The following is a 17,742-nucleotide window of genomic DNA, read 5'->3' as shown; positions in this document are numbered from 1 at the left end:
AGATCGTCGACGGCATCGTCGAGGCCCTGTGTCGGGAGTTCGATTCGGCAGGAATCGAGAAAGCCCACCTGGTCGGGAACTCCCTTGGCGGATGGGTGGCCCTGGAGTTGGCGCGCCGCGGCCGCGCCAGATCGGTACTCGCACTGTCGCCGGCCGGCGCCTGGTCGACGGACCGCGATCTGCGCAGGCTGTTGCGCTTGTTCCGGACGGGCGCGATCGGCGCCCGGCACAGCGCGGTGGCGCGCCGGTTGGCCAGAGGTCCGCGCGCACGACGAATACTGCTGCGGCCCATGGCCGAACACGGCGACCGGATGACACTCGCCCAGGTCGAGGCGTCGCTGGAGGACATGGCCGGGTGCGCGATCCTGATGGATCTGCTCGCCGGGGCGCGGGATCGCGGACCGATCGCGCCGTTCGAACAGTTGGGTTGCCCGGTTCGTGTGGCGTGGGGAGTGCGGGACAAGACATTGCCGTTTCATGCGGTACGGGGTGCCGATGCTGGCCGCCCTGCCGGGTGCGCAGCTGACGATGGTTCCCGGGGTCGGCCACGTCCCGATGATCGACGACCCGGAACTGGTCGGCCGGTTGATCGTCGATTTCATTGCAGCGCAGTGATATCCCGCGCAGGCTCGACCGTCAAGGACGCCAGCCGGTCGAGGTCGGCGAGCACGCCTCTGAGCTGGTCGCGAAGCGCTGCTCGTCCCCTGCCGTCGTTCACGAGGAGTCCGCGATCGCCTGCGATCTTCATCGCGCCGTCGCGAACAGCAGCGTCGAGACGGATTCCGAACTGCTGATCCGTCCCTGGGCCAGGTACTGCCGACCGACGCCCAGCGCCTGCTTGACCACATCCCGTTCCGCCGGCGCGCCGGAGGACGCGTGGAGGACGTCGGCGACGACGGAGTACGCCTCGAAGAACGACCGCAGAATGGTCGGCGCGGTGATCGGACCCTTCTTCCGCACCATCGAAATGACACCGGCCTCCCCTGCGGCCAGCCCGTCCTCCCAGTCGCCGAGGTGCGCCAGTTCCTCGACGATGTGTTCTCGGTAGGTCGCGCTGTCCACGAAGTAGAAGTCGAACTTCAGCAGGTCGCGGAGTTCCGCCGACTGGCTCCAGAAGGCCGCACGGCGATCACCGCCGCTGCGAACCGCATGCATCAGTGCGAGTTCCACGATCGCTCGCTCGAGGAACACGTGGCTGATGGTGTTGCGGTAGTAGGCGGCTTCGTGTTCACGGTCCGGCGTGATCCGCCAGACCGGTGTCCATCCGCCGTCGATCCGCGTCACGGGATGTCCCCCCGAGATCGCATCGAGAGCCGAACCCACACCGCGCATTTCACGTAACCGCTCGGCGCTCTCCGTCACCGGCGCACCGCGACGCCCGACATAGTCGAGCCAGTCCTGGGTCGACGCGTGGATCTCCTGGAGCGATCTGGCCCGGCCCCTGTCGGCGAGCAGCACCGCGCAGATCAGCGCCGTGGCACTGACGGGCGTCGCGTGCTGGATCCGGGATCCGACCTCGAACGCCATCTTCTGCAGCGCGAGACGTCGGGGCGGCGGGTTCGGCAGCGCGTAGCTGCTGCGGCGTGCCGAGGTGCGCGCGCATGGACACCGCCTGCGGGAAGCGCACGTAGATCTTTCCGTAGTGCCGCTGACCCTGGGCCCTGATGAAGTCGACGAACCACCGCATGCCCTCGGGGGTCTTGTCGGCGCCCCGGGCGTATGCGGCGTACTCGGCGGTTTCGTGGAGCTGATCGAAGCTGATGGACACCGGCTGCAGCAGGATGTCGTCGCTGCGCGATTCGGCATAACTGTCGACGACGTAGCTGAGCAGACCGAGCCGGGGCGGCAGCATGTGACCGGTACGCGACCGTCCCCCTTCAATGGACCAGGTGAGGTTGAATCGCTTCTCCACGAGGTAGCTCACGTACCGCTTGAGCACGTATTTGTAGAGGTGGTTGTCGCCGATGTTGCGGCGGATGAAGATGACTCCCGACCGGCGCATGATGGGACCGAGCACACCGAAGGCCATGTTGATCCCGCCGAAGAGATGCGCACGCGGTAAGTGGTTGTCCCGCATCGCAACTGCGAGGACCAGGGCGTCGAGATTCGACCTGTGGGAGAACAGCAGAACCGCCGGATGAACGGCGAATGCCTCGCTCATGGCCGACACGTCGGCGTCGTCGTAGTCGAGGTCGCGTTCGAATCCCCTCCGGAAGATCATCCGCCCGAGCCACGGAACGAAGTCGACCGACCAGCGGCTCCACCCGGTGGCCATCTCGTCGAGAATGCCGCCGGCCTCGGTGAGGGTGGCGCCCGGGATGCGGCGCACCCCCTCCTGAAATCGCAGCGACGCCAACAGCTCCGGCTTCACCAGCCGCGGGGACTTGTACTCCGGGCCGAGCAGCCGGTACTCCGCCCGTTCCAGGGCCAGGCGCGCCCGCCGGATCACGAAGCCCGCGAACTCACGGTCCGCACCCGCACTCGTGATGTCGCGCCACCGCCGGTCCAGCTCGGTCACCGTCGCCGGTTCCGCCTCCACGATGCGCGCCCTCGACTGATCGGACCGTACGATCCTGGCCTGCCTGCGCGGGCTGGGACGGTAGGGATCACGGCCACTGAGCAGAGTGCCGAGCGCGCGCCAGTTCGACGCACTCTCGTCTATCGACCAGAACATTCGCACCGGAACGACGACACGGTCGCGCGATCTCCTGAGATCGTCTGCGACGAGGTCGAGCAGGGACGTCGACGGCGGACCACCGTGCGGGAGCTGGATCAGGCGCAGATCGATGTCGGGACGGGCCCGCCGCTGCTCGGCCATCCACTGTTCGACGAGCCGCCGCTCGACGCTCGACGAGATCCACGCCAGCACCAGCGCGTCCTGGGTGATTCTGAACGTCGCGATCGGATCCTCGAGCGATTTCACGTGATCGACCTATCCCGCTAGTGGTGATGGGCTTTCCGCCGTGGCGACGCGGGCGAGGATCCGGACAGCCCGGTCGACGACGGGCTTGTCCACCATCCTGCCCTCGACCACGCAGACGCCGTCACCGCCGGCCGCCTCAACAACCGTTCGTGCCCAGGCGACCTCGGTGTCGGATGGACTGAATCCGTGGTTGACGATCTCGATCTGACGCGGATGGATGCACAACTTTCCGCCGAAGCCCAAGCGGGCCGCGTATCGGGTGTCACCGCGGAGCTGGTCCTCGTCGGACGTCGCCGTGGTCACCCCGTCGAGCGGGGCCGGCCGGCCCGCGGCCGCCGCGGCCAGGATGACCGTGGCACGCGCGTGATGCATCGCATCACGATCGTCGGGCGAGACACCCAGCTCGGCAGCGAGATCAACGCTGCCGAACGCGGTCCGGACCACCCCGTCGGCGGTGGAGATCTGCTGTGCAGCAAGCACTCCACCGGCCGTCTCGATCAGCGCGACCAACCCGCCAACCCCGCCGAGCGTCGCCGCGACGTCGGACACCTGCGCCGCACAGCTCGCCTTGGGCAGCATGACAGCGCACCCGTGCGGCGCCAGCATCGCGACGTCCTCGGCGTGCCACTGCGTCTCGGTGCCGTTGATGCGGACCACGGTGGCGACGGTCCCGTCCTGCTCGCCGAGCCACGTGTCGACCGCGGCGCGCGCGGCATCCTTCGCCTCTGAGCCGACCGCGTCTTCGAGGTCGAGCACGATCGCGTCGGCGCCGCTCGCCGCCGCCTTGCCGAAGCGCTCCGGCCGATCGCCCGGCACGAACAGCATGCTGCGGGCGTTGGCGAGGGTGCCTCGCACTGGACTCAGCTCAGCACCATCGGCCGGTGCGTGGCGACGATCTTCTCGACCACCAGCTCTGCGGTTTCGGCGCAGGCGGTGGTGCCGCCGTTCGCGTATTCCTTGACTCCGTCACCGACGTTCCACAGGCCCGCGAAGGGCGTGTCGTGCGTCATGTCGTAGCCGGCGACGGCACGCTGCGGCGGCCAGTCGTCACGGGTGACCGAGATGTTGAGAATCCGTGCTCGCGAGTCGAAGTCGTCGATGTTGTCGCGCAGATCCTGCAGCAGGAACTCGGTCTCGGCCTCTTCGTCGAAGTCGCCGGTCGGGTTGTCCGGCACCGATGTCCCGACGTAGAGGTTCCATCCCGGCGGCGCCATCTCCGGGCACACGTCGGTGAAGTTGGCGATGTAGGCCAGCCGGCGCGACTTGGAGAAGCTGAGCATGCCCGGTACGTCGATGAGGCGCTCCTGGCTGGCGAAGTTCACCGAGATCATCGAGGTGGGGCGGTCGCCCTTCTTGACCAGATCCTGGTAGTCGGGCGGCACGTTCTCCTCCCCCAGCAGCGACACCGTCGCGGCGGGGCCGACGTCGCTGACCACGACGGGTGCCTCGATCCGGACGCTCTCGCCGTCGCGGGTCACGTCGATGCCGGTCACGGTGTCGCCGTCGGTGTGGATCTTGGTCACCGGGGTGGACAGCCAGACGGCGCCGCCGTTGTTCTCCACGACCTCGGCCAGCGCCCGCCAGATCCCGATCGTGCCTTCGGGGTGGAAACCGAATCGCTTGAACGCACTCTTACGGGTGAAGTAGGTGAGGAAGACCCGGGCGGGCAGATCCTCAGACCCGACGGCGAACACCGATGCGCACATGTTGCGGAAGATCCCGTGCACACCTTCGTTTTTGGTGTACTTACGCACCCAGTCCGCGGTGGACAGCTCGTCCTCGGGCAGGCCGGAGTCGTTGCGCGCGGCGCCGATGCCCTTGACGAGCTTGGCACCCTGGCGGGTCAACTTGCCGAGCAGGAAGCCCCATCCGCCACCGGTGACGTCGACGTCCTTGCCGGCGATGCGGTACAGTATCGGGGGCTGGGGCTCACGGATGTCGAATCGCGCACCCACCTCCCGGCAGGTCTGCTCGGTGATACCGCCGACCTCGATCACGATGGCACCGGTGTTGACCTTGAACCCGTCGATGTCATCGGTCGACGCGCGTCCGCCCACCTTGTCGAGACGCTCCACCACGAGGGTTCGGAAGCCCTGCTTGGTCAACCGGGCCGCGGTGAACAGTCCGCCGGCACCGGCGCCGATCACCACGGCGTCGAATCGGTTCTCTGTAGACGTCATCGTCGTTGTCTCCTTCAGGTCAGTGGTCAGTACGAGCGCGGCAGGCCGAGGGACGTCTGGGCCACGTAGTTGAGGACCATCTCCCGGCTCACGGGCGCGGTGCGCATGAGGCGGGTGATGAACCACAGTTCCGAGAGTCCGTACTCGTGCGCCAGGCCGTTGCCGCCGTGGGTCTGGATCGCCTGGTCGAGCGCCGCGAGCGCCGCCTCCGATGCGGAGAACTTCGCGATGTTGGCCGCCTCACCGGCCGACTCGCCGGCGTCGAACTGTTGGGCACTCAATGCCGTTGCCAACCGGCTCAATTCGACGTTGACGTGGCATTCGGCCAGCGGATGTGCGACGCCCTGATGCGCACCGATCGGCGTCGACCACACCGTGCGTTCCTTCGCGTAGGCGACCGCCTTGTCGATGGCGTAGCGCCCCACCCCTCCGCAGATCGCACCGACGAGGATGCGCTCGGGATTGAGCCCGTCGAACACCTGTCGCAGGCCGTTGCCCGCCGTGCCGATCAGGGCGTCCTCGCCGACCTCGACGTCGTCCAGGAACAGCGTGAACTGCTTGTCGGGCGACACGATCGAGGTGTCGATCTCCTGGTAGGAGAAGCCCTTCGCGTCGGTCGGGACGACGAAGAGCGACAGGCGCGACTTCTCCGGCGTCGACAGGTCGCCGTCGCGGGCCACCAGCAGCACCGCGTCGCACTGATCTACGGCGGAGATGTAGTACTTCGAACCGTTGATCACCCAGCCGTTCGCGGTCTTGCGCGCGGTGGTCTTGACGTTGTGGCTGTTGGAACCGGCGTCGGGTTCGGTGAGCCCGAACGCCATCTTCTGACTGCCGTCGGCGATTCCGGGCAGCCATGCCCGCTTCATCTCGTCCGACGCGTGGTGGGCCAGGATGCAGCCGCAGATCGCGGGCGAGATCACCCAGATCAGCATCGGCATGCCGTGGGCTGCAAGCTCTTCGACGACCACGACGGCCTCGGCCATGCCGCCACCGCCGCCGCCGTACTCCTCGGGCAGGTGCACCCCGAGCAGGCCTGCGGCGCCAAGATCCTTCCACAGCTCGGTGATGTCCTCGCCGGTGCGCCCGCGCTGCAGGAAGTACTGTGCGCCATGCCGTTCGGCGATGCCCGCCACGGCCGCCCTGATCGCTGCGTGCTCGTCGTTGTCGTTGATCAATCCGGACACGGTCACCGTCCTTCGAATGTCGGTCGTTGTTTGTCGGCGAATGCCGCAATGGCGCCTGCGGCGTCGCGGCTGTCGCCGGTGAGCTTGATTCCCTTGCTTTCGGCGGCGAACTGCGTCGGCAGGTCGTGGCGCCAGGTGTCGCGCAGCAATGCGCGCATCGTCGCGAACGCGACGGTGGGTCCACTGGCCAGTTCACGCGCGATCGCGGTCGCACGGTCACGCACCTGGGGGGCGGGCACGAGTTCGTTGACCAGTCCCCACTCCAGGGCTTCGGCAGCCGAGATCGGGGTGTTCCGCAGATAGGCCGCGGCTGCTCTGCGCGGACCGATCAGGCGGGGCAGGTGGTAGGTGCCGCCACCGTCGCCCGACAGGCCGATGCCGGCGAAAGCCGTGACGAAGCGGGCGTCGTCGGCGGCGACGACGATGTCTGCCGCGTAGACGTATCCCAGACCTCCGCCGGCCACTGCCCCGTGCGCCGCGGTGACGATCGGGGCATCGATACGGCTGAGGATCTCGAAACCCTCGTGGAACGGTGTCGTCATCGCCTTGAAGAGATCGCCGAACTGCTCGGCTCGTCCGTCGAGGAAGTACGAGATGTCTCCGCCCACGGTCAGCGCGGGTCCGTTGCCGCAGATGAGTACCGCACGCACGGACCGGTCAGCCGCAACACGCCTGGCCACCTCGAGCGTGTCACGACCCATCTGCAGATCGATGGCGTTGCGCTGCTCGGGCCGGTTCAGGCAGATCGTCGCCAGACCGTTGTCGACGCGGTAGTCGATGGTCTTCGGTGGACCGGTGCCCTCCAGCGCCGCATGCCAGGCTGCGGTGTCGGTGAGCTGATGCAGGGACGCGATCCGACCCTGGCCGTCGAACTCGAGGACGTGCACGAACGCCGCGTCAAGCTCGGAACCGGACTTGCGTGCCACCCCGCGGTAGGAGCCGATGACGGCGAGACGGCCGTCGGCGAACTCCTGGAACTCCGACGGGACGGCGCGGGCCCTGAAGTGCTCACCGATCCGCCCCCAGAGGTTGGAACGCATCGCGTCGGGCCCCAGATGCGTACCGCCCATGTTCAGTGGCATCCCTGCCGCGGCGTGCCCGACGAAATCGGGGGCCAGGAGTGCGTCGAGGGTGTCACGGTCGCCGGCGGCGAGCGCCTCGTAGAGCCGCTGGGCGGTGTGCACTCCCCGGTCGTGTGTGGTGTCAGCTCGCACGGGATCAATTGGCATAGCGCACAATCGATTCGATCACTGCGGCCGGCTTCTGCGCACCCTCCACCTCGATGGTCGTCACCAGCGTGGCCTGAGCCGCGTTGTCCAGGGCACTGATCTCACTGATCACCGACCGGGCACGGAGCTTCGCGCCGACCGGAACAGGCGTGATGAAACGGACCTTGTTGAATCCGTAGTTGATCGCCATCGCGACGTTGTCGACCCGGTAGAGATCGTGCATGAACCGCGGCAGCAGCGAGAGTGTCAGCAGTCCGTGGGCGATGGCTCCGCCGAACGGGCCGTCTGCCGCGCGTTCGGGGTCGACATGGATCCACTGGTGATCATCGGTCGCGTCGGCGAACCTATTCACCCGCTCCTGGTCGATCTCCAGCCAGTCGGTGGGACCCAGCTCCGTACCGGCAGCTTGTGTGAACTCCTCGAGGTCAGCGAAGACCAGCATGTGTTTCCCTTCCTCCGTCATACGAGTTGGCCCACGGGGCGGCCATCCTGGATCTGGTCGAGATACTCGGCCATCCCGTGTAATTCGAGTCCGTCGTCGGTATGCCAGCGCACGACCGATTCCACGATGCGCGTGTGCGCAGCCCCGTCGGCCGAGCGATGTCGGAGTGGGACCGACGACAGGGCGACGCCGTCGAATCGCCACGATCTGTGCTCACCGTGCGCGATCACCGACATCGTGCGCTGGAAGTCGTCGTCGTCGCGTCCGGTGGTGATCTCGACGTCGACGCAGGGATGCAGTCGGCCGTCGTCGAACACGAAGCCACCGCGGCGACTCGTGCCGTCGGGATCTCCGAAGTACGCGACCATGAAACCGCGCGTCGCCGACGAGCCGTGGAGCCAGCGATAGAACCACGGGGCCTGCCACGACCTGGGGCCCCACGAGTGATCGCGGAGTCCATGCCCGCTGACCATGAAGGACTGCTGGCCCAGGCTGATCCGGCCACGTGCGGTGGCGAGCTGCTCGTAATGATTCGGAGCAAAGGATGCGCCGTCACCGTCGAAGGTCTGCTCGTGCGCTGTTGTCAGTGCGTTGTACTCCAGTGCCACTGAGCATTCCACCGTCGGACTGGTGCCCAGAGCTCGCTTCGGGTCGATCATGCTGCGAGGGTCGGCGAGAACGCTGACGTCGCCGACGAACACGACGCGCAGCGTGCGCATGGGCTCGGCGACCTCGATCGCCAGGCCGGCTCCGACCATGGCGTCGTTACTGGTCACCTGTGGACGTGCATACCCGAACGCGAGCGACCCATCTGGTAGGTAGAGACAGACGGTGCGCTCACCCATTCCCTCGTTGGGTCGGTTGGCCAATCGGAGGAAGCCACCGATGCGCTGCTGCGGGTCGTAGAACTGGAAGTACATCGACTCGTTGAAGTTCTTCTCCGGCCCCACGGTGTGGGTGTAGTCATCCAGGACGCCGATCATCGAATCCTCCCGAGAAGCTCTGCAGCCGAGATCAACTCGTGTTGTATCGCCAAGTCCACGTCGGCCGGCTGATGCTGGTGCTCGCCCGAGGTCCGCCGGGTTGTCTCCATCGCCTGCAGCAGCGTTGCCGAGATCCAATGCGCCATGCCGCGGTGGAAGTTCAGGTCGCCCAGCGCGATACTCGTCCGAGACCGGTAGATCTCGACGAGCTCGTATCGATCCGGGACTCCGTCGCCTGGGGTCGCCGCCCAGCTGTTCACCAGCCAGGCAAGGTCTGACAGAGGATTACCCACGGTGCAGCGGTCCCACCCCAGCAGGCCGGTGACCCGGCCGTCGCCACAGAGGACATTCTGGAGCCGAAAATCGCCGTGCACGAGCGTCGCTCGGGGCTCATCCCGGGGCCGCGTCTGAATCAGGCGGGCTCGTACCGCACGCCATGCGGAGTCGTGTGCGCCTCCGCTTCCGGATCGTAACCACAGGTCCGTCATACTCGCGAACTGTCTGTCCAGGTGACCCGCGGCGAACCGCGGTATGGCGGGGATGACCGGGGTGTCGTGCAGGCGAGCGAGCAGATCGATCACCTGGATCACGAGACTGCGACCGACGATCGGCGACAGGTGGCTCGTGCCGTCACCGAGTGGGCTTCCGTCCACGCACGTGGTGACGACGAAGGAACCGCCCCGGCAACCGTCGTCGTATCCGACCACGTCGGGTACCGGGAGCCCGTCGCGCCTCAGGGCGTCCAGCACTGCCACCTCGCGGGCGAATCCCCGCGTGTCGGCCCGCTCCCGCAGGATCCACCGATGCCGTGCCTGATCGTGGACGAGCCAGGTCACGATCGTCAGCGCCGTCGACATCTTCGTCATCGTCAATCGCCCGCGGACCGGCACATCGCGGCTCTGCAACCAGCCGGCCAGAGCACGAGGGCGCGCGGTCATCGACCGCGGCGGCGCGTCGGGGACTGTGGCAGCTGATCGCGCCATCGACAGTGCCACCTCCGAGATCGTGCCCACTCGCGTTCCCCGGTCGCGACAGCGACCGACCCGTCCAACCACGCTAACACAGCTTTCTAACTTGTGTTAAATTTTCTTGTGGGGTCATCGGACGGTCATCGGACAGGAGATTCGGTTGTCGCAGCGAGCCACGTCGGAGCAGTCCGATCTCGCGGTGGAGCACATCGCTGACCACGTCATCCGAGTGCCGCTACCCCTGCCGCTGCCCGACTTGAAGGTCGTCAACGCCTACGTGATCAAGGGCGCCGACGGTGTCACGCTGGTCGACCCGGGCTGGGCGATGGAGCACTCCGAGAGCACCCTGCGTGCGGCACTCGATGCGGTGGGCCTGCACCGCCGGGACGTCCGCCGCATCCTCGCGACCCACCAGCACTGGGATCACTACTCGCTCGGCGTGGTGTGGCGGGATCGGTACGGCATCGAACTCCTGCTCGGGCGAGAGGAACGGCACAGCATCGAGGCTTTCGATCCCGCGGAGGGAGTGCATCCTCGTCAGCTGCCGATGCTCCGCGCGGCCGGCGCGGCCGAGCTGGCCGACCACGTTGCGCGCCTGCAGTGGGAACCCTACGAGCGAGACGTCGCGTTCTCCCCTCCTGACCGATGGATCGACGACGGTGACGAAATCGACTGCGGGGGAATTCGGATCGTCGCGCGCGCAACGCCCGGCCACACCCGCGGTCACGTGGTCTTCGACGACGTCGAGCACGGACTCGTCTTCAGTGGCGACCATCTGCTCCCGCGGATCACGCCCTCGATCGCATTCGAACGCGCGCCCGGCCCCCTGCCGCTGCGCTCCTATCTGTCGTCGCTGCAACTGTTCGTCGACCTCCCTGACGCACGCATGCTGCCGGCGCACGGACCCGCCGACCGCGCGACCCGCGCGAGGGCCCTCGAGCTGCTCGACCACCACCGCGACCGCCTCGACCAGGTCGCCGATCTGGTGGCGGCCGGCGCGCAGACGGCGTTCGACGTGGCTGGACGGATGGTCTGGACGCGGCGAGAGCGATCCCTCGACGAGCTCGGCGTCGTCCATGCGATGACGGCGGTGCTCGAAGTCCAGTCGCACCTGCGCCTGCTGGTCTCGCGGCATTCCCTGACGGTTCAGGACGAGGACGGTGTCGAGCTCTTCGCAGTTGCCTGAGCGACCGGTGAGCGCTGCAGCCGCTCGACGAGCCGATACTTCTGGACTTTTCCGGTGGGCGTGGTCGGGAGATCGTCGGCCGCCATGAACACCACCCGCTTGGGCACCTTGAATCGCGCCAGCGCCTGACGGCAGAGCTCGAGCACGTCGTCCTCGTCGATCAGCGCTCCGGGTGTTCTCACCACGACGGCACAACCGATCTCACCCCATCGGTCGTCCACCAACCCGATCGCGTAGACCTGACTGATGTCCGGATGTGCGGCGAGAAGGTCCTCGATCTCCTTGGGCATCACGAGTTCGCCGCCGCTCTTGTAGAGCTCCTTGCTGCGTCCCGTCACTTCCAGGTATCCGTCGGCACGTACGCGGCCGAGATCGCCGGAGTGAAGCCAGCCGTCGTGTAGGCATCGGGCCGTTTCGACCGGCCTGTTCCAGTAACCGCTCATCGTGGTCGGGCCGCGGGAGACGAGTTCGCCTTCGGCACCCGGCGCGAGGAGCTCGCCGCTGTCGGGATCTGCCGTCCGGTACTCCACGATGTCACCCCCTCCACCGAGTCCGGCGGCGCCCGCCATCTTCGGCCGGCCCACGGTCTCGGACGTCAGCTCGAGCGGATCCTCGGGCCGGGTGAGCGTCATCGCGCCACCGCACTCGGTCATGCCGTAACCGGTGACGATCTCGGAGACGCCGAATTCCTCGGCGAACCTGCGCCACAACCACACCGGAGCCGGCGCTGAACCGCACAGCACCGCCCGCAGCGAGGAGAGGTCGACGCCGTGTCGAGCGTGGCTCTCCACCATGGCCACCGCCATCGTCGGGACACACAGGAGGTCGGTCGCCTGGTGGACGGCGACACCCCGGAAGTAACCTTCCGCGCTGAACGACGGTTGCAGCACGACGGCGCCTCCGACGAACATCGACGACAACAGACCCTCGATGTAGCCGAACATGTGGTAGCACGGCAGCGAGAACAGGATGCGACGACCATCCTCGTAGGCGCGGGTGAGCGCCGAGGCATACGCCGTCCGCAACACGGCATCGTTGGACACCACAACGCCTTTGGGTGATCCCGTGGTCCCGGAGGTGTAGAGCATGTCACCGGCAGCGGCTGGGTCCACGCTCGAATCCGGTTGCGACCGCTGCTCTCCGAGTGCGGCGAGCTGTGTCAGCGTGTGCGCTCCACGCCGCGGCGGCGCATCGACTTCGAGCACCACGACGTCGCGCAGATTCGGCACCGGGTCGTCGGCGGCCGACCGCTCCGCGAAATCCGGCCTGTCCCAGCCGGGCGCGAAGGAGTCGAACATGGCCTGATAGTCCAGGGATCCGAACGCCGTCATCGACACGATCACCCGGCATCCGGAGTCGGCGACGACGAAACCCAGTTCGCGCTCGCGGTAGAGATAGTTGAAGGGGACGGCGACGGCCCCCAGCCGGGCGATCGCGAACTTCACCGGCACGAACTCGGGATAGTTGGCCATCACCATGCCCACGCGATCGCCTTCTCGGACACCCAGCGCGTGGAGGCCGGCGGCCAGCCGCCGCGACTGGTCGGCGACGTCTGCGTAGGTCGACGTCGCGGAGTCCGAGATCACGAACGGTCGATCGGCGTAGGCCTGCGTGCAGTCGTCGAGCCACTGCGCGAGACTGCGGGGCCGCCACACCGGAAATCGGGCGAGCAGTCGCTGCCGTCGCCGATCGATCGAACTGGGCGCGGTCATATTTCGCGGAGCCGCTGATCCACAGCTGCGTCGCGCAGCGCGAATCGCTGCACCTTCCCTGTCGGGGTCATCGGAAAGTCGTCGACGACGAACCAGCGTGACGGCACTTTGTAGCCGGGGAGCTGGGACTTCGCGAACTCGACCAGGTTCTCCCGCAGCCCAGGTCGAGCACCCGGCTTCAGGCGGCACGCCACCGCGACGACTTCACCCCAGCGATCGTCGGGCAGCCCGAGTGCCACGACGTCGCTGACATCCTCGTGGCGCCCGATCACGTTCTCGACCTCGGCGGGAGCGATGTTCTCACCGCCACGGATGATCAGTTCCTTCAATCGTCCAGTGACCCTGAGGAATCCCCGATCGTCCATGACACCGAGGTCGCCGGTCCGCACGAAGCCGTTGCCGTCGAGAGCGCGTGCGGTCGCCGCCGGATCGTGGAGGTACTCGACGAACTGCTGGTAACCGCGCGCGCAGATCTCGCCGATCTCACCGACGCGCACCGTGCGGCCCGTGTCAGGGTCGATGATCTTGCACTCCACCTGCGGCAGCGGCCGCCCGACGGTGATGAGCTGATCCTCGCGGTCGTCCTGCGGTCGTGTCATCGACAAGACCGGGGCGAGTTCGGTCTGGCCGTACAGATTCAGGACCTCGGCTCCGAAGACCGTGGAGACACCGTCGATGAGCTCCGCCGGGACGTTCGCGGCACCGCCCATCACGACATCGAGAGTCGGTGCGGCATCAGCACTCGCGCGCTGTTCGTCGAGCAGTGCCGTCAACAGAGTCGGAACGTAGAACAGCACGTCGACGTTCTCGTCCCGCAGGGCGGCCAGCGCGTCAGACGGGACGAACCGCTGGGACAGGATCGAGACACCGCCCACCCACAGCGGTCCCAACGTCGCGATCACGCAGCCCGCCGTGTGGAACAGCGGCAGCGGGTTGAAGCACACCGCGCCGGGCTGGACACCTGCTGCTTCCACGGTCAGCTTCGCCACGTTCACCAACGCTCGGTGCGTCAGCAGCACGCCCTTCGGTCTGCCGGTGGTGCCCGACGTGTACTGCAGCATCACCGCTGCGTCCGGATCATCAGGTGGGACAGGGCTTTCAGTCCGGGGCTGGCTACCGCTGAACTCGTCGAGCGACATCCGCGTGATGTCGGGGATGTCCGCGCAGACGCGATCGGCCACGGTCGCCATGTCGTAATCGCGGCTCACGCATGCGTGCAGGAGGAGCGACGCTCGACTGTGCCTGAGGGCGTAGTCGAGTTCGTCGTCTCGCAACACGGGGTTGAGCGCGACGAGCACGACGCCCGCTAACGCGGCTCCGTACTGGATGACCGTCCACTCGACGACATTGGGAGACCACAGCGCGACGAAACCGCCAGCTGGGACGGTAGCGCGGAGCACGGCGGCCGCTCGGGTGGCTTCGTCGAGCAGCTCGCCGTAGGTCAGCCTCGTCACGACATCGCTGCCGTGGCGTACCCCGACCAGAGCTTCCCGGTCGGGATGCTCCGATGCGCGCACCGAGAGCAGACCGCCCACCGTGTGTTCCGACAGAGGCACGGTGCGATCTGCATCCAGCTGGGCAAGGTCACCAGGGCGCAGGACGGACGTCACCGCGTCTTCCGTGCTGCTCATCGAACACCTCCCTGACGCGCTGCGTCGAACACCTCAGACGGGGTTGCTCCCCAGCGTGGCGTCCGACATGTCGTTGATGACGCCCCACTGAGCGCCGATCTCGGCAAGAGTCGGCGGGCTGCTGAACGTGACTCCCGAGTTCTGGAACTGGGCAACGCGCTGCACGAGGCCACCGCCGACCACGAACACCGAACCCGTGTCGGTGTTTTCGTCCGAGCAGAGGTAGCCCACGGCCGGCGCCACCAACTCGGGGTCGAGTTTGTCGAGCACCTCCTGCGGTGCGATGTCAGCTGTCATCCGGGTCGCTGCCAGCGGCGCGATCGCGTTCGCGGTGATGCCGTACTTGGCGCCTTCGATGGCCAGGGTGTTGATGAGTCCGACCAACCCGGCCTTGGCCGCGCCGTAGTTCGCCTGCCCGAAATTGCCGTAGAGACCGCTGGTCGAGGTGGCCACGACCACACGGCCGAACTTCTGCTCCCGCAGATGCGGCCAGGCAGCGCGGACGACGTGGTAGCCACCGTAGAGGTGGACCTTCGCCACGGCATCCCAGTTGTCGTCCGTCATCTTGTGGAACGCACCGTCACGCAGGATTCCGGCATTGCTCACCACACCGTGGACGGCGCCGAACTCCGTGAGGGCGGTCTCGACGATGGCGGCAGCGCCGGCGGGATCGGCGACCGAATCGTAGTTGGCAACCGCACGCCCGCCGGCGGCCTTGATCTCGTCGACCACGGTGTCGGCCGCGGCCTGGCCGGCGCCCGACCCGTCACGCGAGCCGCCCAGATCGTTGACCACGACCAGGGCCCCGTTCGCGGCGAGGAATCGCGCGTAGGACCGGCCCAGACCACCACCAGCTCCGGTGACGACGACGACTTTGTCTTCCACTCCTGGCACGGACGCTCCATCCTCACGCTCTCGACATTCGCGTTGAATCTACGTTAAAAAATTTTGATCAGTCAAGACAGGGCCGACCCAACAGTCGGTGGCGCCAGTGGCAGATGGCTACCGACCGGCATCGAATCCGCAGCAGAAGAGTCGCGCCGCTCAGGCGAGGACCGCACCGCCGAACCATCGGACGAGTAGCAGCGCGACCTCGACATCGAGGCGGTCCTCGGCCACCTCACGGCCCCGCCGTTCGATGGCGCGCTGGACCCGGTACTTGACCGAGTTGACGTGCAGATGCTGCAGGTCAGCGGTCGCCTTGAAGCTCGATGCGGACCGGAGGAAGAGCTGCAGCGTCTCCCGGAGCCGCTCGGTGGCCTCATTGTCCTCTGCCAGGTCACCGAGCACCGAGCGGACCCATTCCCGCGCTCCGTCCAGGTCTTCGCGGAAACGCACCGCCACCTGGACTCCTGGGTCGCACGCCGCCGTGAACGACGGTGTCGGCAGTGACGACGCCAGCACCGTGGCCCGCACATCCAGCGCCTGTCGATGCGCGCGCCGAAATCCGTTGAGCCCCCGCATGGGATTGCTCATCACCACGCGCGGCGCGTCGGGCTGCGCGTCGACGAACGACCGGACCCGCATGTGCACATCGGCCACCAGAGCGTCGTCGACGCTGAACCACACCCAGCCCGACAGCCCGTCGGCCGCCACGAACAGCGGACGACCAGCGGGAGCCACTGCGTGGCAGAGGAGACCCGCGAAGCGCTCGAGCCGAGTGAGTTCGTCACCAGCCGCCGGGCCGTCGAGCCACACCACCAGCGCCAGGTGCGTGCGGGCGAACGGATACCCGGTCGCGGTGGTCATCTCGTCGACGTCCACGTCCGGGGCCTCGAGGGCCTCGCGGACACGCACGGCGCGAAGCCGGCTCTTGTTCGTCAACCACCGATCGCGCTCCTGCTGATGACTGTCGAGGATCTCCTCCATCGTGGAGTCGATGTAGGCAAAGGACACTGCCGACAGCCGTTGGAACACATGGAGTCCCAGTTCAGAGTCCAGGTTCGCCGTCGCGATCTCGGCCACCAGACGGTCCAGCAGAGCCCGATGCCCCAGTCGGTAACCGCGAACCAGGGTGTTGGCAGGTACTCCTCGCTGCGCCATGCGACGCGCATGCTCCAGAGCCGGAGTCGGGGGCTGGATCTTCTCGACCGGTATGCGATGCCGGATCGCCGGCAGGTAGGCGGCGAGATTGCCTTCCACTGCGTCCCGCAGCAGGTCCAGCAATTCCCCGTTACCGCCGATCTCGGCGAACTCACCGACGAGGATCTCCTGCACCGAGTCCACGATCTCGCCGAGCCTGCCGTCCAGCCGACTGACGATCGCCGCGGCGTGCTCGGCCACGACGTCCACCTCGCTCGCACGTGACTCCATGGCACCCGACCCTAGAGCCGGTTCACTCACACAGCGTCGGAAACCAGGCGCCCGAAACCCAGTTGTCGGTTCCGGCCAACTCGAGCCGCAAAGTCGTCCCCGACTTCGTCGCATGGTGACGTAGCCGCCCCCGGAGCCGCCTTCGTAACGTCGAACACGTTGCGCACCATCGCCGACCGAGGAGACACCATGAGCATCGAAACACCCGGAGGAGGCCGCCACATCGTCGTCGGTTCCGCGTCAGAGATCGGCGAAGCGCTCGCGGTCCGACTGCTCGACTCCGGCGCTGAGGTCATCGGCATCGACCACGGGACGTCGCCGGCATCGGTGTCCACGTGCTTCGACATCGACCTGTCGAATGAAGATCAGATCGATGCGTGCCTGGGCAGGATCGACGGCACGTTCGACGGCCTCACCTACATCGCGAGCGCACCGTCGATCGCCGACCCCGCCCGCATCGTCACCGTGAATGCGCTTGCGCTACGGCATATCTGCGAGTCGCTCTACGAACGCCTCAACCCCGGTGCCTGCGTCACCATCGTGGTGTCGACCGCGGCGATCGACTGGCCCACCCGGTTGCCCCTGATCGACGAGCTGCTCGCCGCCGAGAGCATCGACGAGGGTCTGCGATGGTTCGCCGACCACAGCGCGGATCTCGACGCCGCGTCGTTCTCCGAAGAGGTGGCCACCGTCTACGCGCAAGCGATGGGGCTGGTCCTGGCCACGCTCGGAGTGCGCATCAACGCGGTGCTCTGCGGGCCGGGACCGTCGACCGTATCGGCGGACGACGACGACTTCACGCGCGTGCTCACCCCCTGCGGCGTCGCCGATGCCATTGTCGCGCTGCAGTCGGGCGCATCCCGGTGGATCAACGGGCACGCGCTCGTCGTCGACGGCGGAGTGACCGGCGCCGCGCTCACCGGAGTCATCAGGAGGCCGCGGGTGCGCAGCCTCGGAGTGCCGTCCCTGAGTGCCTGACCGTCAGATC

Annotated in this window: 14 protein-coding genes and 2 pseudogenes; 4 read left to right on the top strand and 12 right to left on the bottom strand. The window is 67.2% G+C overall.

Going from position 1 to position 17,742, the window contains the following annotated elements; all coding sequences use genetic code 11:
* Nucleotides 1–2 precede the first annotated feature (2 nt).
* A pseudogene (locus PGN37_RS27270) lies at nucleotides 3–443 on the top strand (alpha/beta fold hydrolase); the annotation flags it as partial.
* A gap of 34 nt (nucleotides 444–477) precedes the next feature.
* A complete protein-coding gene (locus tag PGN37_RS05870; protein ID WP_335330077.1) occupies nucleotides 478–615 on the top strand; it encodes an alpha/beta fold hydrolase in 138 nt (45 codons plus the stop codon).
* On the opposite strand, the pseudogene PGN37_RS27265 reads toward PGN37_RS05870, so the two are convergent.
* The 8 genes and pseudogenes from PGN37_RS27265 to PGN37_RS05830 all read right to left on the bottom strand — a co-directional run bounded on the left by PGN37_RS27265 (nucleotide 599) and on the right by PGN37_RS05830 (nucleotide 9,957).
* Nucleotides 599–2,923 (bottom strand): annotated as a pseudogene (locus PGN37_RS27265) (glycerol-3-phosphate 1-O-acyltransferase). The gene PGN37_RS05870 and the pseudogene PGN37_RS27265 sit on opposite strands and share 17 nt — an antisense overlap.
* Before the next feature lie 9 nt (nucleotides 2,924–2,932).
* Nucleotides 2,933–3,748 carry an HpcH/HpaI aldolase/citrate lyase family protein gene (locus PGN37_RS05860; protein WP_335330098.1) on the bottom strand — a complete coding sequence of 272 codons (816 nt, stop codon included), beginning with the start codon at nucleotides 3,746–3,748 and terminating at the stop codon, nucleotides 2,933–2,935.
* 35 nt (nucleotides 3,749–3,783) lie between these two features.
* The gene (locus PGN37_RS05855; protein ID WP_335330076.1) at nucleotides 3,784–5,103 is read right to left on the bottom strand and encodes a phytoene desaturase family protein; all 1,320 of its coding nucleotides are present in this window, start codon (nucleotides 5,101–5,103) and stop codon (nucleotides 3,784–3,786) included.
* 26 nt (nucleotides 5,104–5,129) lie between these two features.
* Nucleotides 5,130–6,290 (bottom strand): acyl-CoA dehydrogenase family protein, encoded by a 1,161-nt coding sequence (locus PGN37_RS05850; protein ID WP_335330075.1) that lies wholly within the window; start codon nucleotides 6,288–6,290, stop codon nucleotides 5,130–5,132.
* Nucleotides 6,291–6,292: 2 nt separating this feature from the next.
* Nucleotides 6,293–7,504 carry an enoyl-CoA hydratase-related protein gene (locus PGN37_RS05845; RefSeq protein ID WP_442932857.1) on the bottom strand — a complete coding sequence of 404 codons (1,212 nt, stop codon included), beginning with the start codon at nucleotides 7,502–7,504 and terminating at the stop codon, nucleotides 6,293–6,295.
* Between the two features lie 4 nt (nucleotides 7,505–7,508).
* Nucleotides 7,509–7,961 carry a MaoC family dehydratase gene (locus PGN37_RS05840; protein WP_335330073.1) on the bottom strand — a complete coding sequence of 151 codons (453 nt, stop codon included), beginning with the start codon at nucleotides 7,959–7,961 and terminating at the stop codon, nucleotides 7,509–7,511.
* A 17-nt stretch (nucleotides 7,962–7,978) separates the two neighbouring features.
* Complete coding sequence (locus tag PGN37_RS05835; RefSeq protein ID WP_335330072.1) at nucleotides 7,979–8,944, bottom strand: DUF7064 domain-containing protein; 966 nt, start codon at nucleotides 8,942–8,944, stop codon at nucleotides 7,979–7,981.
* Nucleotides 8,941–9,957, bottom strand: coding sequence for a phosphotransferase family protein (locus PGN37_RS05830; protein WP_335330071.1), 1,017 nt, complete (start codon nucleotides 9,955–9,957; stop codon nucleotides 8,941–8,943). Before PGN37_RS05830 ends, PGN37_RS05835 begins: the two co-directional genes overlap by 4 nt.
* Nucleotides 9,958–10,072: 115 nt before the next feature.
* Between PGN37_RS05830 and PGN37_RS05825 the strand changes: the two genes are divergently transcribed.
* Complete coding sequence (locus PGN37_RS05825; RefSeq protein ID WP_335330070.1) at nucleotides 10,073–11,098, top strand: MBL fold metallo-hydrolase; 1,026 nt, start codon at nucleotides 10,073–10,075, stop codon at nucleotides 11,096–11,098.
* On the opposite strand, the gene PGN37_RS05820 is transcribed toward PGN37_RS05825, so the two are convergent.
* From PGN37_RS05820 to PGN37_RS05805, 4 genes are all read right to left on the bottom strand, one after another.
* Nucleotides 11,059–12,810, bottom strand: a complete 1,752-nt coding sequence (locus PGN37_RS05820) for a class I adenylate-forming enzyme family protein (RefSeq protein WP_335330069.1) — start codon at nucleotides 12,808–12,810, stop codon at nucleotides 11,059–11,061. The genes PGN37_RS05825 and PGN37_RS05820 overlap by 40 nt on opposite strands.
* Nucleotides 12,807–14,441: a class I adenylate-forming enzyme family protein gene (locus PGN37_RS05815; protein WP_335330068.1), complete on the bottom strand. Its 1,635-nt coding sequence runs from the start codon at nucleotides 14,439–14,441 to the stop codon at nucleotides 12,807–12,809. Before PGN37_RS05815 ends, PGN37_RS05820 begins: the two co-directional genes overlap by 4 nt.
* 33 nt (nucleotides 14,442–14,474) lie before the next feature.
* Nucleotides 14,475–15,335, bottom strand: coding sequence for an SDR family NAD(P)-dependent oxidoreductase (locus tag PGN37_RS05810; RefSeq protein ID WP_335330067.1), 861 nt, complete (start codon nucleotides 15,333–15,335; stop codon nucleotides 14,475–14,477).
* Nucleotides 15,336–15,485: 150 nt separating this feature from the next.
* Nucleotides 15,486–16,754 carry a PucR family transcriptional regulator gene (locus tag PGN37_RS05805; RefSeq protein ID WP_335330066.1) on the bottom strand — a complete coding sequence of 423 codons (1,269 nt, stop codon included), beginning with the start codon at nucleotides 16,752–16,754 and terminating at the stop codon, nucleotides 15,486–15,488.
* 189 nt (nucleotides 16,755–16,943) lie between these two features.
* On the opposite strand from PGN37_RS05805, the gene PGN37_RS05800 reads away from it, so the two are divergent.
* Complete coding sequence (locus tag PGN37_RS05800; RefSeq protein WP_335330065.1) at nucleotides 16,944–17,732, top strand: NAD-dependent epimerase/dehydratase family protein; 789 nt, start codon at nucleotides 16,944–16,946, stop codon at nucleotides 17,730–17,732.
* Nucleotides 17,733–17,742: the final 10 nt, after the last annotated feature.

It is taken from the genome of Mycobacterium kyogaense, from assembly GCF_036946525.1.
GTDB classification, from domain to species: Bacteria; Actinomycetota; Actinomycetes; order Mycobacteriales; family Mycobacteriaceae; genus Mycobacterium; species Mycobacterium kyogaense_A.
The sequence above is the reverse complement of the archived record's forward strand: the minus strand, read 5'-3'. Positions and strand labels throughout refer to the sequence as shown.

Excerpts from the sequence above, each read along its gene's own strand:
- PGN37_RS05870 (WP_335330077.1), top strand. The coding sequence starts at position 478 with ATGCGGTACGGGGTGCCGATGCTGGCCGCCCTGCCGGGTGCGCAGCTG.
- PGN37_RS05860 (WP_335330098.1), bottom strand. The coding sequence starts at position 3,748 with ATGCTGTTCGTGCCGGGCGATCGGCCGGAGCGCTTCGGCAAGGCGGCG.
- PGN37_RS05855 (WP_335330076.1), bottom strand. The coding sequence starts at position 5,103 with ATGACGTCTACAGAGAACCGATTCGACGCCGTGGTGATCGGCGCCGGT.
- PGN37_RS05840 (WP_335330073.1), bottom strand. The coding sequence starts at position 7,961 with ATGCTGGTCTTCGCTGACCTCGAGGAGTTCACACAAGCTGCCGGTACG.
- PGN37_RS05835 (WP_335330072.1), bottom strand. The coding sequence starts at position 8,944 with ATGATCGGCGTCCTGGATGACTACACCCACACCGTGGGGCCGGAGAAG.
- PGN37_RS05820 (WP_335330069.1), bottom strand. The coding sequence starts at position 12,810 with ATGACCGCGCCCAGTTCGATCGATCGGCGACGGCAGCGACTGCTCGCC.
- PGN37_RS05815 (WP_335330068.1), bottom strand. The coding sequence starts at position 14,441 with ATGAGCAGCACGGAAGACGCGGTGACGTCCGTCCTGCGCCCTGGTGAC.
- PGN37_RS05805 (WP_335330066.1), bottom strand. The coding sequence starts at position 16,754 with ATGGAGTCACGTGCGAGCGAGGTGGACGTCGTGGCCGAGCACGCCGCG.
- PGN37_RS05800 (WP_335330065.1), top strand. The coding sequence starts at position 16,944 with ATGAGCATCGAAACACCCGGAGGAGGCCGCCACATCGTCGTCGGTTCC.